Source organism: Sulfitobacter sp. IGS-18, assembly GCF_059628195.1.
In genome coordinates, this window is record NZ_CM184556.1 from 3,699,968 (window position 1) to 3,715,730 (window position 15,763).

Consider the following 15,763-nt stretch of genomic DNA (forward strand, 5'->3'; position numbering starts at 1 on the left):
ATATAGGAAGGTTTGGCGGCATTACACGCCTATTTTCGCGACAGTCGCCCGGTGCGGTTTTCTGCCGCCCCTCGCGCCATGGTGGAACAACAGCCAGTGGCGGGCGTTCTTACGGCGAAACGCCACTCAATCGAGGATTCACCAAATGACACAGATCAACAACGCCAGTATCCTGATCCTGGCCACCAATGGTTTTGAACAATCCGAACTGGAGAAGCCGCGTGATGACCTGCGGGCGAAAGGCGCCACGGTTCATGTGGCGACACCGGACGGCGCGGACATCAAGGGTTGGGATGCAGATGACTGGGGCAATACGGTGCCCGCCGATCTTGCCCTCTCGGACGTGGATATCCAAAGCTACGATGCAATTGTCCTGCCCGGCGGCCAGATCAACCCCGATCTGCTGCGGGTCAATCATGATGCCGTGAAACTGATCCGAGACTTCGCCGATGCCGGCAAAGTGGTTGCCGCCATATGTCACGCACCCTGGCTGCTGATCGAGGCCGGTATCATCAAAGGCCGCAAGGCAACGTCCTATGGGTCAATATCCACCGACATGAAAAATGCCGGTGCGCTTTGGGAAGACAGCGAAGTCGTTGCCGATCAGGGCATCGTGACCAGCCGCCAGCCCGGCGACCTGGACGCTTTCGTCGCCAAGATCGTCGAAGAAATCGAGGAAGGCAAACACGAGCGCAAGGCGGCATAGACCTGCGTAACCCCGGAGGCTGAGCCCTGCGACCATGGCCCCGCTCAACCTTGGGCGGGGCCATTTCTGGTTAAAAGCGTCGTGTGAACCTTTGCCAGAGGTCTGTCAGCGCGCTTTCCGGCGGGTCACGCGGCGCCCGGCAAAAGCACTTCGCGCGCGCCTTCGGTGAAATCACTCAGCGACAACGCCCAGGTCGTGCCGGGCCAACGCAGCTCCATTTCGCGCTTCCGCGGCCGGTAGACCGCCGTATAAAGCGTGCCGAACCCGGCATTGAAGGCCGTCGAATAAAGCGGCGGCTTCAGAAAGGCATTGATGAATTTCTCTTCGGGATCCTTGTGCAGCCGCAGGCGTTGCAGCAGGAACCGCTCGCGTTCGACCGTTGCCGTGAACCTGGCATGGCTGACCCATTCCACGTTCTCCTGATGGTTTGTTGCCACGGCTGCGCGGGTGATCAGCGCCTCGCGGTCCGGACCCATCATGGCGGTCGCATACTTACGCTTCCTGTCCAGCACGGTCACATTATAGCTCATATGGGTGGGCACCCGCGCCAGAACCGCCGTCGCCTCATCCGTGGTTGTACAGGTCTGCAGGACATAGCGCAGGATCAGCGGCACGCCAAAGCCCTGCCCGACAATCCGCCGGCCACCGAAGGTGAGCGAAATTGCCAGCCCGGCATCATTCACGCCATCGACCAGCCCCCAAAGCCCGTCCGAGGTTCCCATGACCCTGCGGCCCTGCCAGTTGGTCCGCAGGACCAGCTGGTCAAATGCATTCGGGTTGTAGTCATAGTTGCGCACCATGACCGGCTCCTTGCCGGCCCAGATCGCCTGCGAACAGCCCGAAAGGTAAGGCGGCGGGTTGTAGAAGCTGAGAAACCGCGCGGCATTGTCGCCACCGCCCGCAAGCGCGCAAAGGTCGTCGTAAAGCGGCAGCATCTCGGGCATATGCGCACCCAGGGCGCGCCTGCACTCCGAATAGGTCGGCCGGGCAGACGCACCTTCCTTGAGCCACCAGTTACGGTAGTCAGGCCAATATTCGGCGAAAAGCCCGGACCATTTCGATCCGGGCATTTCGATATCAAGTGCGCGCCAGTACATCGCAGCCTTTCAGGGGTGAAAGTTACATTACAGGATCTTGAAAGCCGGGTCTGACAGTTCCGGACCGGCCTGGGCGGTCGGCAGGGGTTTGCCGTCCACGCCGCTTTTGATCCCGTGAATCCACTTTTTCGCGCGCTCGTTCAACTGGAAACTTTTTGTCATCGACCGGCCACGCGTCACGAGGATGCCGATATCCGCTCCTTCGTAACGATAATCGCCGGGTTGCAGGATGCGCAGGAAGAAGGCCTCGTTCTCCGATTCGACGGCACGCCGGTGATAGTCGAAGCGGTCAAAGACCACGCGCCCGTCTTCCAGCATCTTGTAGATGCCGGTTTCCGGCGACGCCGTGCAGATGTCCACACTGTCTTCGGTATGTTTGATCACCATCTGGGACCAGCCGTCGATCATCTCCGGATCGGCCCAGCGGCTGTTCAGCTCATCCACATCAAGGTCGAACTTCTTCTTGGAAAACTCAAGCAGGTGGAACAGGAACAAAGGCGCATCCGCATGGGCAAAGGCGGCGTGGTTCGTCATGGAGGACGCGCCGGTGATGCGTGGGTTCAACTCGCCCAGCCAAAGATCGCCGGTCTTCTTGTCGATCAGGAAATCGAGCTCGAAATAACCGCGATAGCCTTCCTTCCGCAGCTGCTCACCGAATTTGAAGGTCAGGTCCCGCGCCTTCTCCCGCACCTTGGGTGGGAACGCAGTGGCGAGGATCTCGTTGCCACACCAGCCGCCGCGATAGGGGGTCAGCTCCTTGAAACCGACCAGTTCCGTCATCAGCGGGCCGACAATTGTGCCCTCCTTGGTGGCGCAGGCCTCGATCGCCGAACCACGGCAGTCGATCCGCTTCATGATCTTGATCTCGCCTTGGCCCACGATCTCGCTCTCGTGGCGGCGGAAATCGGCTTCGGACTTGATGAAGAACGTCGTGTGCCCACTGTCGCCAAAGGCCGATTGCAGCACCAGGTCGTGGCCCAGGTTTTCCTTCTCGCAGATCTTCTTGAGGTGGTCGTAGTCCTTCACCTCCGACAGCGCGTTGGGCACCGATGGCACCCCGGCCTTGTTGCCGATGCGGACGGTCTCGATCTTGTTGTCCATCGCGGTGCGCAGCTTGGCTTTCGGGAACCAGACCGTCGCGCCCAGCTCCTTGGAAAGGCGTTCGGTTTCCTCGTCGAACATCAGGAAAACGAACTTGGGCTTGCCGCCACGCCGCTTGATGAAGTCGATGACTTCCTTGTGCTGCAACAGGTAGTTGTTGATGTCTTCGATGGACTGGAATTCCGCATGCGGCTGCTCGGAAGGGCAGAACACGTTCGGGTGCTTGCCGCCGTAGCAGTCAATATAGCAGATGTATTTGAAATTCTTCACCCATTCGTCCAGGCCCAGAAGGTTGAAGTTCGTCGCCGAGATGAAATAGACGGGGTCTTCGTTCCGGTGAAAGAACCGGCGGATTTCAGAGATATTCTTGAGAATAGTAGCCATGGTATTGGTCCTTTTCCTTAGTCCGAAGTTGCAGCAAGCCGGTTGGCGCTGACGCCATCCAATGCCTTTTGGGTAAACACACGCAGGCCCAGATCGGGCCGGTAGCCATGGATTTCGCTGACATCCAAAGCGCGCATGAAATCAAGAATTTCCTCAGAGATCACCTGTCCGGGGACAAGGATCGGGAAACCCGGTGGATAGGGGATGATGAAGCTGGCGGAGACCAGCGTCTTGCCCTCTTTCATCGCATCCTTGAGCGAGCCATCAAGCTCAAGGTAGTCGCAGTTCTCATCGTCGTAGCTGAGGTAATACGCCGTGCGGATATCCCCCTCCGGCGTGTCCTGCGCAGCGCGGAAGGCATCGTGGAAGCGGCTGAAGTCAGGCAGCGGCGGGTAATGTTCCATCAGGTTGGTGACCCGCTTGTCGAAGGACAGACGCTCCATCCGGCTGGCATCATCCAGACGCTCATCCAGGCTCTTGGCGATCTCCACCAAAACCTCGATCAGATAGGCGACAGAGGACCGCGTGGTGCCGATATTGGTCATGAACAACACGGTATTGCGCGAGGTCTTGTTGATCTGGATGCCGTATTTATCCATCAGGATCTCGGTCTTGAACGTGTCACCGTCCCAGCCCGTGCCGCCGACCGCCAGTGTCACCCGCGTGGGATCAAGGGCGAATTCGTCATTTTCCCAGCAATCCCACATATCGGTCCAGCCTTGCTGGGTGTCGAAATAGCTGGTCACGCCGCTTTCGCGGTGGGTTTCCGGGATCATGTCCCCGGCCGTCAAAATCTTGAAATATTTGGTTAACAGAGGATGCTCGGAAATGGCCCGGCGCATCGACATCGCGGCTTCGACCTGTCGTTGGACAAATTCAAAGCCTTCCAGTTCGACCTGTCGCCGGCCCACGTCCAGCGACGCGATGATCTGGTAGTTGGGCGAGGTCGAGGTATGCGTCATATAGGCTTCGTGGAAGGATTGCTCCACTTCGCCTTTGAAGTCCTGATCGTTGACGTGAATCATCGACCCTTGCCGCAACGAGGTCAGCGTCTTGTGCGTGGACTGCGTGGCATAGGCCCGCACCCGCGCATTGGGTGGCGGGATCAGACGGGTTTTCAGCAATTTCTCGACATCGGCATTTTCCAGCTTTGCCTGCTGGGCTGCATATTGCTGCGCGTGCTCGTCAGAGCGCAGCTTTTCACGCAGCACGTTGGCGGCATTCATCGCGGTCCGCTGCCGGTACGTCGGGCTGAAACGGGCAAAGGCAAACCATGCCTCGTCCCAGAGGAAGATCAGGTCAGGCTTGATCGCCAGACATTCCTCCATCACGCGTTCGACGTTATAGACCAGCCCGTCAAAGGTGCAGTTGGTCAAAAGCAGCATGCGCACCTTGTCCAGCTTGCCCGCGGCCTTCAGTTCAAGCAATTGCCGCTTGATGTCATGCAGCGGCACCGCGCCATACATCGAGTATTTGTTGAGCGGATAGCTATCCAGATAGCAGACCTGCGCACCCGCCAGCACCATGCCGTAATGGTGCGACTTGTGGCAGTCGCGGTCGACCAGGACGATATCACCGGGCTTGATCAGCGCCTGCACAACGATCTTGTTGCAGGTCGATGTGCCATTGGTGGCAAAGAAGGTCTGTTTCGACCCGAATGCCCGCGCGGCAAGTTCCTGTGCTTCCTTGATGGGGCCATGCGGTTCCAACAGGCTGTCCAAGCCGCCCGAGGTGGCAGAGGTTTCCGCCAGGAAGATGTTCGGCCCGTAGAACGCCCCCATGTCCTGGATCCAGTGCGACCGGGAAATGGACTTTCCCCGGCTGATCGGCATGGCGTGAAAAACGCCGGTGGGTTGCTTGGAGTATTCAACCAACGCCGTGAAGAAGGGGGATTTGTTCCGCGACTGCACACCCCGCAGGATGTTCAGGTGCAGCTCCATGAAGTCTTCCTGATTGTAGAAAACCCGGCGGCAGATTCCCAGATCCAGTCCGGCGATGTCTTCGACCGAACGTTCGGTGACCAGATAGGCATCCAGCTCCGGGCGCACCTTGGCGATCATCCGGCACAATTCGGGGCCGTAGACCTCGGGCGACAGCGCGCTGATTTCCTTGCGCCCGCCGGCACGGGCCAGGTAGCGCGTCAGGATCTGCAGATCCATCGAGGATTTCAGGGTCAGGCCGGGCCGCACGACAATCGCCTGAATGTTGTGGTTGAACATCACCGCGATCAGCGCGTCCTCGATGCTTGGCACGACAACCGCTTCATAGATGAAAGGGTCCTCGCTGCGCCGCATGCGGGCCATGTTCGCCTTGAGCCAGCGTTCCTGATGTTCGTTCACGTTGTCGACGATAAGAACCTCGAAATATGGCTTGGCCAGCGCGCGCGCCTCTGGTGGCAGCATGGCCTCGTCATCATGTTCGTCCTGGTCGATGCTGTCGCGTTCCAGCGGGATATGCCGCCGCCTGTAGGCCCCTGTGGTCAGCGCCCGGGTCACCCGGTTGATCGCAAATGCGACATCTTCGAATTTTTCATGTTCGAGCTGCCTGCGCATATGCTCGAAGGCCGCCATGCCCGGAAAGGCCCAATAAGGTTCGACCATCGCCAGCGAGGCAAACAGCTCCCTGGCGGACTTGGTCAGCCTGTTCTTTTCGGCAGGTTTGGGATCGCGCGTGAGGGCGGAAGTCGCCTCTCTCAATGCGCTCCACCGATCAGAGCGCATTTGGATCGCCGAGGAATAATCGTTCAAGGAATGCATTGTGTTCTCCGTTGTAGCGGGGTCACCAACGACATTCCGCCCCGGCGCTTCTGCGCCGGGGCAAACGTATGGCGGATTACCCGCTGGATGTTTCTTCAGTCCCGGTCAGAATGCCAGGTTTGACAGGTGGGTTTGGTACCCCCCCGGCGGCCGCCGCGGGGATTTGTGATTCAGCCGCGGGAACTGCGGTTCCGGCGGTAGGGTTCGGCATCGGTTCGGGCGCGAAACCGCCCGGGGTGTGCGAAAAGGCAGACATTGAATCCTGCCCCTTGAAGCTCGGAGCCTCCGGCACCCGCTGGGCCGGTACATCCACATGCAATCCCGCCCGTGTGCCCTGATGCGGGATCTCAAGCGGGCCAAGCGTATGCAGAAAGGCATCTGTCCCGCTGGCACGGTCATAGACCGGGAAATCGGTTGATCGGTCGCGGAACGACTTCAACACCTGGCCCAGCCCCTTCATCCCCGTCTCGCGCTGACGGCGCACCATGGACAGGTCGACCTCGATCGGGAACATGTCTTCCTGCCCCGCCGACTGGTGCAGCACCATTGAGGTCGGATCGACAACGCAGGATTTGCCGACGCCGCCCGCGCCCAGGCCATTCACGTCGAATATGTAGCACTGGAACTGCGCCGCGGTCGCCCGCGCGATGGCCAGTTCGGCATCGCGGTCCGTCGTGCCGGTGAGCACCGGGTGCAACAGCACCTCGACGCCCTGGCTGGTCAGCTGGCGCGTGGTTTCCGGGAACCACATGTCATAGCAGATCGACAGGCCGAAACGGCCCACCTCAGGCACATCGAACACACAGAATTCGGTGCCGGCGGCGATGCCGGTCTCATAGGGCCTGAACGGGAACATCTTGGCGTAACGGCGGATCACTTCGCCTTCCGGGTTGATCACCACGGATGTGTTGTAGACGCGGCCATCTTCCGGGTTCTTGAGGAACATGGAACCCGGTATCAGCCAGACCCGGTGCTTTTTCGCAGCCTCCTGAAACTTGCCGATGGTTTCGTTTTCGGGCGGCAGGGCAAAGCGGTCCAACGGACCAAAGGGCGCCAGTTCAGAGAACAGCACCATCTGGGTCCAGGGGAACCGTGCCATCAGGATGTCGAGCCGCTGGATCATGCCGTCGACGTTCGATTGCAGTGCATTGACGTACATCTGTACGCCGGCAATTGCGAATGGGGTCATAACTTGTCACTCCGTGAAAGGCGGTGCGAGGGCTGGGAGAGGCCCTTGAATGCACCGGATTGCACGTCCCTTACGCCCATCAAAGCGGAAGGGGAACAGGTGATGTGACCCCTGCCTGATACGCCCTGCTCAGGCTGATATGACTGCTGTGCCAGGATGACAGTCAGGCCGTCTGAGGTCCGCGCACGGGGCGGCCGTTGCGGCCCCGTTGCAGGAAGACCACCAGCGCCAGCAGCAACAGCGCCGGGATGAACATGATGTACTTCGTCGGCTGCGAAACCGGCTTGAGTACGCGCAGCACCTCCTGGTCCCAATCCAGACCGGCATTTTGCGCCGCGCTGTCGAAACCAACATCGTCGATGATCATCTTGTCGCCATCCTCGCGGAACAGCAGACCTGCGGCCTCCAGCTTTTCCTCACCTGTCGCGCCTTCCCCGATGGGCAGGATCGCCACGAATTCGATGGGATCGCCCAGATCGTTGACCCCGGCGACACGCAGGCGCAGATCGTTGCCCGGCAGCGTGTCGGCCGCAGCCTGCGTGATCTCGGTGGGTGCGACCTCATCATAGGGTGGCGATACCATGTCCATCCAGAACCCCGGGCGGAACAGCGTAAAGGCAACCAGCAGCAGCGCGATGGTCTCGTAGAAACGGTTCTTAGCCAGGAACCACCCCTGCGTTGCCGCCGCGAACAGCAGCATCGCAACCGTGGCCACGACAAAGACGAATATGCCCTGCCCCCATCCGACATTGATCAACAGCAGTTCGGTGTTGAAGATGAACAGGAAGGGCAGCGCCGCTGTGCGCAGCGAATAGAAGAAAGCGACCACGCCGGTCTTGATCGGATCGCCGCCCGACACCGCAGCAGCGGCAAAGGAGGCAAGGCCGACCGGCGGCGTCACATCCGCCATGATCCCGAAGTAGAAGACAAACAGGTGGACGGCGATCAGCGGAACGATCAGCCCGTTCTGCTGACCCAGGGTCACGATCACCGGTGCCAGCAGCGCGGACACCACGATATAGTTCGCAGTGGTCGGCAGCCCCATCCCGAGGATCAGCGAAAGCACCGCGGTCAGCGCCAGGATGGCAAGGATATTGCCGCCCGAAAGCACTTCGACCACATCGGCCAGGGCAGAGCCCACGCCGGTCTGGCTGACTGCGCCCACGATGATACCGGCGGTCGCCGTGGCGATGCCGATGCCGATCATGTTACGCGCGCCCGTCACCAGACCGTCGATCAGGTCCAGGAACCCGTCCTTGATATCTGACGCCAGTTTGCTCTCGCCCCGGAAGATCGCCATCAGCGGACGTTGGGTCAGCAGGATGAAGATCATGTAGGCCGAGGCCCAGAAGGCCGAGAGACCCGGCGACAACCGATCCACCATCAGCGCCCAGACCAGCACGACAACCGGCAGGATGAAATGCAGGCCGGAGCGTGCGGTCGGCCCGGGCATCGGCAGGGCTGTGACTTCGTCGTTCGGATCGTCCAGCTTCAGCGGCTCTTCCTTGCTCGCCACATAGAGCAGCGCAACATAGACGATCGTGAGGAAGGCAAAGATGATGTAGGAAGCCGTTTCCGGGAAGGCCGGGCGCACCCAGCCCATGCCGTAGTAGACCACGAAAGACAGGACACAGATCGCCGCGATGGCAAAGGCCATGCCGATCAGGCGCTGCACGATGGGCTTGGGCGTATAGGCACGGGGCAGACCCTGCATGCCGGCTTTCAGCGCCTCAAGATGCACGATGTAGACCAGGGCGATGTAGGAAATCACCGCCGGCAGGAAGGCGTGTTTGACCACATCGAAATAGGGGATGCCCACGTATTCGACCATCAGGAAGGCCGCAGCCCCCATCACCGGCGGCATGATCTGACCATTGACCGAGGAGGCAACTTCGACCGCGCCCGCCTTTTCAGAGCTGAACCCGACCTTCTTCATCAGGGGGATGGTGAATGTGCCGGTCGTCACCACGTTGGCAATGGACGAACCAGAGATCAGACCCGTCATGGCAGAGGCGACAACAGCGGCCTTGGCCGGTCCGCCCTTCATGTGGCCCATCAGGCTGAAGGCAACCTGGATGAAGTAATTGCCCGCGCCGGCACGGTCCAGCAGGGAGCCGAACAGCACGAACAGGAACACGAATGAGGTGGAAACACCCAGCGCGATGCCAAATACACCTTCGGTGGTGATCCATTGGTGGTTCACGATCTCGGACAGGCTGTTGCCCTTGTGCGCGATGATCGACGGCATGTTCGGGCCAAGCACGGTATAAAGCAGGAAAACCGACGCCACGATCATCAGGGCCGGCCCCAATGCGCGGCGTGTCGCTTCCAGCAGGATCAGGATGCCGATGACGGCAACCACATAGTCCTGCGTGATCGGCGCGCCGACCCGGTTGGCGATTTCACGGTAGAACAGGAAGAGATACAAGGCAGCAAGCGCACCGATGATGGCCAGCGCCCATTCCCAGATCGGGACCCGATCCTTGGGAGAGCCGAGTATAACTGTCGCGGCAACCCCGATTGCCGGGAGCGGGATCCACCAGGTCGCGATACCCTGCTTGGCCGCAACCATGAACAGCGCTGCCAGCGCCAGCGGTACGATGATGCCCAGTGCAACCTGGAATTTGGTCCGCGCTGCGGGGAACGCCATGATCCCCAGAAAGACGGCAAAGCCCAGATGGATCGAGCGGGCAAGCGTGTCGTTGAACAGGCCGAATGGCGATGCGATGTAAAGCTGGAACAATGACCATGCCAGGGCGACCAGCATCAGCAAGGTGCCGATGGGTCCGCCAACAGACCTGCCACCCGTGTCGGAGGATGCGACAAGTTCGTCCAGTTCTGCCTGGCTCAATCCACCACGGCCATCGGCGGCGGCTTCAACCGCGGCGGCCTGCTGCTGATCATTGTTGGTCATTATAGATCGTCCCTGTCTGAGCCCCGCATTTGCGCAGGTGCTTGTTATATGCCCCTTCGGGCGCTCCGGCGGCGATCAGGACCGCCACCGGAAAAAGCATGGAACAGGTTGGCTTATTCGATCCAGCCACGCTCCTTGTAGTACTTCGCGGCACCGTCATGCAGCGGCGCGGACAGACCGCCCGTGATCATTTCCTCTTCGGTCAGGTTCTCGAAGGCGGGGTGCAGACGCTTGAACCGGTCAAAGTTGTCAAAGACCGCCTTGACCACCTGGTAGACAACTTCGTCATCCACGTCGGCAGAAGTCACGAATGTCGCCTTCACACCAAAGGTGTTCACGTCATTGTCGGTGCCCTTGTACATGCCGCCCGGCACGGTTGCGGCTGCATAGTAGGGATTGTCCGCGATCAGCTTGTCGATCTCGGGGCCTTCGACGGGCACAAGGCTGGCATCAATGGTTGAAACCGCTTCCTGGATCGAACCATTGGGGTGGCCAACGGTATAGATGATCGCGTCAACCTTGTTGTCGCCCAGCGCGGCGGCCTGTTCTGCCGGCTTCAGCTCGGAGGCCAGGGCGAAGTCGTCCAGCGTCCAGCCTTTCGCATCCATCACGACTTCCATCGTGGCACGCTGACCGGAACCGGGGTTGCCGATGTTGACCCGTTTGCCCTTGAGATCGTCAAAGGAGGTGATGCCGCTGTCGTTGCGGGCGATCACGTTGAACGGCTCACCATGTACGGAGAACACCGCGCGCAGCTTGTCGAACTTGTCCCCTTCGAACTGCGAGGACCCGTTGTAGGCATGGAACTGCCAGTCGGACTGGGCCACACCCATGTCCATGTCACCCGCCTTGATGGCGTTGATGTTGGCGATGGAACCACCGGTCGAGGGCGCGGTGCATTTCAGATTGTGATCGGCAGTGCCGCGGTTCACCAGACGGCAGATCGACTGACCGACGACGAAGTAGACACCGGTCTGACCGCCGGTCCCGATGGTGATGAACTTCTCTTGTGCGGTGGCCGCAGTACCGGCCGCAACGGCCCCGGCAAGTGCGAGTATCTTGAACATATTCATATAAGTAACTCCCTTTTTATTGTTTCGACGCCCGCCTGATTTCGGCGGACACCGTACCGTCTCGGCAATCCGTAACTGCCCAGAGCAATTTTCGGGCGCATGCGCATTGCCATGCTCCGATCCATGCCGCGGAAAGTCTAAGGCACGGATTAGCGGAATCTCATTCCACGTTAGGCACGTTTGAAATTAGGTTCAAGCAGGCATTACGAAACCGCAGTTATTGCACCTAACTACCTGTATGAAATAACTTATAGATCCTGGCTCACCCAGAGCGACGGTCAGAACCCGGGCGATTTGTCTAGTATATTAAACGCGCAACTGTGTTTCCCCAGACTAGACCTTGCACGAAATCCCAATCCGGTGAAACTGGCATGGCCCCGGATTAGTACATGCAGGACGCAGATATTCATGCCAGATTTTTCCGACTACACCCGCTTTGCCTCCCTGGTCGCGGTCGCGATCCTTTCCTTCGTCAGCCTGGTGTTGAGCGCAAGCTGGTCGGGCTGGTTCCTGTTGCCATTCCTTGTCTTTACCGGGCTGAGCCTTCTGGGCATTTACGATCTCTTTCAGACCAAACATTCAATCCTGCGCAATTACCCGATCCTGGGGCACATGCGATTTATCTTCGAAGGCATTCGACCCGAAATTCGCCAGTACCTGATCGAATCCGACCAGGATGAAGAACCCTTCAGCCGGGATGACAGGTCATTGGTCTATCAGCGCGCCAAGGGACAGGAAGATGCCCGGCCCTTCGGCACCCGCCAGCGGGTCTATGATGCCGGTTATTCCTGGATCACCCATTCCATCCAACCGGTTCACATCGAGGATTTCGATTTCCGGATCACCATCGGCGGCCACGCCTGCAAGCAACATTATTCCGCCTCGATCTACAACATTTCCGCCATGAGCTTCGGATCGCTCTCTGCCAATGCAATCGAGGCGCTCAACACGGGGGCGAAACTGGGCAATTTCGCCCATGACACCGGCGAAGGCTCGGTCAGCCGGTATCACAAGGCAGGGGGTGGTGATCTAATCTACCAACTTGCATCGGGCTATTTCGGCAGCCGTGCAGCTGATGGATCATTTGACCCCGAAAAATTCCGCCAGACCGCGTCGCTTGACCAGGTCAAGATGATCGAACTCAAGCTCAGCCAGGGGGCGAAACCGGGTCACGGCGGCATGTTGCCGTCTTCCAAGATCACTCCGGAGATCGCGGAGGCACGGGGCGTGCCGATGGGCAGCGATTGTGTCTCTCCTGCCGCCCATTCCGCGTTTCACACCCCGATCGAGATGATGCAGTTCTTGCAGCAGCTGCGGGATCTGTCTGGCGGCAAACCGGTCGGCTTCAAACTGTGCATCGGGCACCGGCGGGAATTCATGTGCATGGTCAAGGCGATGCTGGAAACAGGGATCGTACCCGATTTCATCGTCGTCGACGGGGCCGAAGGCGGCACCGGTGCCGCGCCCGTCGAATTCTCCAACCACGTCGGCATGCCGATGATCGAAGGTCTGACATTCGTCCATAACACCCTGCGCGGCGCAGGTTTGCGCGATCAGGTCAGGGTCGGCGCGGCAGGCAAGGTTGTATCCGCCTTTGACATCGCCCGCGCGCTGGCGCTGGGGGCGGACTGGTGCAATGCCGCGCGCGGTTTCATGTTCGCCATCGGCTGCATCCAGGCGCAGGCCTGCCATACCAATCATTGCCCTGTCGGTGTTGCGACACAGGACAAGACCCGGATGCGCGCGCTCAACGTCACGCACAAGAGCGAACGCGTCGCCCGGTTTCACCGCAATACCATGGAGGCGCTGGCAGAAATGACCGGTGCCGCCGGCCTGAGCCATCCCAGTGCGTTCCTGCCCCGTCACCTGATGCTGCGACAGGGCGACAAGAGCATGGTCGAAGGCAACGAGGTCTATGCCTATCTTCCCGAAGGCTATCTGCTGGATGACAACGCGGAGGATTATCACGGGGACAAGACCCGCTGGGCCCGCGCAAGGGCCGACAGTTTCGCGCCCATTGACTAGCAGGTTCAGAATTTCCGGACCGATTTGTCCGAAAAATTCGACACCAAACGCAAAACGCGCGCGGCGAACCGCGCGCGTTTCAGTCCAGGACCGTTAAGTTCAGGCTTCTTCGGCAAGCGCCGCCTGAACAGCCGCTTCAAAGATCGACAGACCTTCCTCGACGACCGCATCAGATGCCGTCAGCGGCACCATCACACGCACCGCGTTACCGTGCATGCCACAGCTCAGCAGCAGCAGACCACGCTTGAGGGCATGGGCAATGACCCGCTTGGTAAAATCCGCATCCGGTTTTGCACTGTCAAAATCGGTAACAAACTCGACGGCAATCATCGCGCCAAGACCACGGATGTCCCAGAAACGGTAGGGGGCAGAGCGCGCGCCGATTTCGGCAAACCGGGCTTTCAGGGTTTCACCCATCGCCGTGGAACGTGCCAGCAGACCTTCGTCCTCGATCGCTTCGATTGCCGCCAGCGCCGCAGCACAGGCGACGGGGTTGCCCCCGTATGTGCCACCCAGGCCGCCCGGCTCCATGGCGTCCATCACATCGGCACGGCCGATCACACCCGCCAGCGGATAGCCGCCTGCCATGGATTTCGCCACAGTGATCAGGTCCGGCACAACGCCGGAATGCTCGATTGCAAACCATGTGCCAGTCCGGCCAAAGCCCGCCTGCACCTCGTCCGCGATCAGCAGGATACCGTGCTGGTCGCAGATTTCGCGCAGCTGATGCATCATCTCGAAAGGTACGGGCGTATAGCCCCCCTCGCCCAGCACGGGCTCGATGATGATCGCTGCCACGCGGGACGGCTCTGCATCGGTCAGGAACAGGTTCTTCAGCCCGGTGATCGCATCCTCGACGGTGATCCCGTCACGGACAGAGGGGAAAGGCGCGCGGAAGACATCCGCCGGGAAGGGGCCGACGCCCTTCTTGTAGGGGCTGACCTTGCCGGTCATGCCCAGCGTCAGCAGGGTGCGGCCGTGGTAGCCGCCGGTAAAGGCGATGACGCCGGGACGGCCGGTAGCCGCACGCGCGATCTTGACCGCGTTTTCGACGGCTTCCGCGCCGGTGGTGACCAGCAGGGTCTTCTTGGGCGCGTCGCCGGGGGCGAGGGCGTTCAGCTTTTCAGCCAGCTCGATGTAGGGGCCATAGGGCACAACCTGAAAGGAGGTATGCGTGTAATGGTCTTCCTGCGCCTTGGCCGCCGCAATCACCTTGGGGTGACGGTGGCCGGTGTTCAGCACGCCAATGCCGCCCACGAAGTCGATGTAGCGGTTGCCCTCCACATCCCACAGTTCGGCATTTTCAGCGTATTGGGCATAGATCGGTGCGGCAGAGGCAACGCCGCGTGCAACAGCGGCATTGCGCCGTGCAATCAACTGGGCGTTGGTGACATCTGCGCCTGCAACAGCGGCGGAAACGATGTTCTTCACGACGGCCTGCGCGGATGCAGCAGACTTCGTGGTTTTTTTCTGGGCAACCTTGCGGCGCGGTTTCTTGGCGGTATCGGACATTGAAAAGGTATCCTTTCGATTGAAAACGCGCAGAGCCGCGTTTAAAAATTGCTATCCTTCCGTTTAATATAATTGTCAATCACAGATTTGCGTATTAAGGGATTGCCAACGGTATCTGGGCCGGATTTTGCTTGTGGCAGACATCGTTTTCGGTGCTTGCAGAACATGTGAAACAGCATAAGGGGCGCTGACTTGGACATCGGCCATAAACTGAAAACCATCCGCAAACAGCGCGGTTTGTCACAACGGGAACTGGCCGCGCGCGCCGGCCTGACGAACGGTACGATCTCCCTGATCGAAATGAACAGAACCAGCCCGTCGGTGGCATCGCTGAAAAGCCTGCTGGACGCTATCCCGATCAGCATGGCCGAGTTTTTCTCGACACTGGAAAACAACGATCAGCCCAAGTTCTTCTATGCGGCGGACGAGTTCACCGAAGTTGCCCCGGCATCGCCGGGCCAGGTTTCTCTGCGTCAGTTGGGAAACATCGAAAACCACAGCCTGCAGGTCCTGCATGAAACCTACCCGCCCGGCGCGGATACCGGGCCGGAATCGCTTTCTCATCAAGGCGAAGAGGCAGGAATTGTGGTCAAAGGGTCAATCGAGGTGACTGTGGATGGCAACGTCACTGTTCTGAACGTCGGCGATGGCTATATTTTCGAAAGCCACCTGCCGCACAGGTTCCGGAATATCGGCACCGAGGTCTGCGAAGTGGTCAGTGCCTGCACCCCGCCAAGCTTCTGATCATCATCGCGAAGGGTGGCGCGGCGTCTTGCTGCGCCACCCTTCTTCCTTCGATTGGTGGTCTCTCGATCGCCTCTATCCTTGCGATTTCTCGTCGGGATCCTGCTTTGATCCGAATGACCGGATGGTTGAACCACCCGAGGTCATTGCAACGATAACGATTGCCGCGAGGGTTAGTACGGCCAAGCCACCAAGGAACAGATCGGCATCCATCTCATGTCCTTTCAGCAGCTTCTGTCACGGAACAAACGGAGCGACGGCA

11 protein-coding genes are annotated in these 15,763 nt (G+C 59.7%); 3 read left to right on the forward strand and 8 right to left on the reverse strand.

Annotated elements, in window-relative coordinates; translation table 11 throughout:
• The first annotated feature begins 145 nt into the window (after window positions 1-145).
• Window positions 146-706 carry a type 1 glutamine amidotransferase domain-containing protein gene (locus tag ACWNZ3_RS17990; RefSeq protein ID WP_269362491.1) on the forward strand — a complete coding sequence of 187 codons (561 nt, stop codon included), beginning with the start codon at window positions 146-148 and terminating at the stop codon, window positions 704-706.
• A gap of 125 nt (window positions 707-831) precedes the next feature.
• On the opposite strand, the gene ACWNZ3_RS17995 is transcribed toward ACWNZ3_RS17990, so the two are convergent.
• The 6 genes from ACWNZ3_RS17995 to ACWNZ3_RS18020 all read right to left on the reverse strand — a co-directional run bounded on the left by ACWNZ3_RS17995 (window position 832) and on the right by ACWNZ3_RS18020 (window position 11,220).
• Entirely contained in the window at window positions 832-1,803 is a 972-nt protein-coding gene (locus ACWNZ3_RS17995) for a C45 family autoproteolytic acyltransferase/hydrolase (RefSeq protein WP_496900764.1), read from the reverse strand.
• 27 nt (window positions 1,804-1,830) lie between these two features.
• Window positions 1,831-3,288 (reverse strand): biotin carboxylase, encoded by a 1,458-nt coding sequence (locus ACWNZ3_RS18000; protein ID WP_114273916.1) that lies wholly within the window; start codon window positions 3,286-3,288, stop codon window positions 1,831-1,833.
• 17 nt (window positions 3,289-3,305) lie between these two features.
• A complete protein-coding gene (locus ACWNZ3_RS18005) occupies window positions 3,306-6,044 on the reverse strand; it encodes an aminotransferase class I/II-fold pyridoxal phosphate-dependent enzyme (protein ID WP_496900765.1) in 2,739 nt (912 codons plus the stop codon).
• 76 nt (window positions 6,045-6,120) lie between these two features.
• Window positions 6,121-7,233: a carbon-nitrogen hydrolase family protein gene (locus ACWNZ3_RS18010; RefSeq protein ID WP_269362489.1), complete on the reverse strand. Its 1,113-nt coding sequence runs from the start codon at window positions 7,231-7,233 to the stop codon at window positions 6,121-6,123.
• Between the two features lie 163 nt (window positions 7,234-7,396).
• Window positions 7,397-10,147 carry a TRAP transporter permease gene (locus ACWNZ3_RS18015; RefSeq protein WP_269362488.1) on the reverse strand — a complete coding sequence of 917 codons (2,751 nt, stop codon included), beginning with the start codon at window positions 10,145-10,147 and terminating at the stop codon, window positions 7,397-7,399.
• A 113-nt stretch (window positions 10,148-10,260) separates the two neighbouring features.
• Window positions 10,261-11,220, reverse strand: coding sequence for a TAXI family TRAP transporter solute-binding subunit (locus ACWNZ3_RS18020; RefSeq protein ID WP_496900766.1), 960 nt, complete (start codon window positions 11,218-11,220; stop codon window positions 10,261-10,263).
• 408 nt (window positions 11,221-11,628) lie between these two features.
• Here ACWNZ3_RS18020 and ACWNZ3_RS18025 point away from each other — a divergent pair, with 408 nt between their 5' ends.
• Window positions 11,629-13,245: an FMN-binding glutamate synthase family protein gene (locus ACWNZ3_RS18025; RefSeq protein ID WP_496900767.1), complete on the forward strand. Its 1,617-nt coding sequence runs from the start codon at window positions 11,629-11,631 to the stop codon at window positions 13,243-13,245.
• Window positions 13,246-13,344: 99 nt separating this feature from the next.
• Here ACWNZ3_RS18025 and gabT read toward each other — a convergent pair whose 3' ends face one another.
• Window positions 13,345-14,757, reverse strand: a complete 1,413-nt coding sequence (gabT, locus tag ACWNZ3_RS18030) for a 4-aminobutyrate--2-oxoglutarate transaminase (RefSeq protein ID WP_114273922.1) — start codon at window positions 14,755-14,757, stop codon at window positions 13,345-13,347.
• A 192-nt stretch (window positions 14,758-14,949) separates the two neighbouring features.
• Between gabT and ACWNZ3_RS18035 the strand changes: the two genes are divergently transcribed.
• Window positions 14,950-15,501 (forward strand): cupin domain-containing protein, encoded by a 552-nt coding sequence (locus ACWNZ3_RS18035; protein WP_496900768.1) that lies wholly within the window; start codon window positions 14,950-14,952, stop codon window positions 15,499-15,501.
• 75 nt (window positions 15,502-15,576) lie between these two features.
• Here ACWNZ3_RS18035 and ACWNZ3_RS18040 read toward each other — a convergent pair whose 3' ends face one another.
• Window positions 15,577-15,714 (reverse strand): hypothetical protein, encoded by a 138-nt coding sequence (locus tag ACWNZ3_RS18040; RefSeq protein WP_269362484.1) that lies wholly within the window; start codon window positions 15,712-15,714, stop codon window positions 15,577-15,579.
• Between the last annotated feature and the right edge of the window lie 49 nt (window positions 15,715-15,763).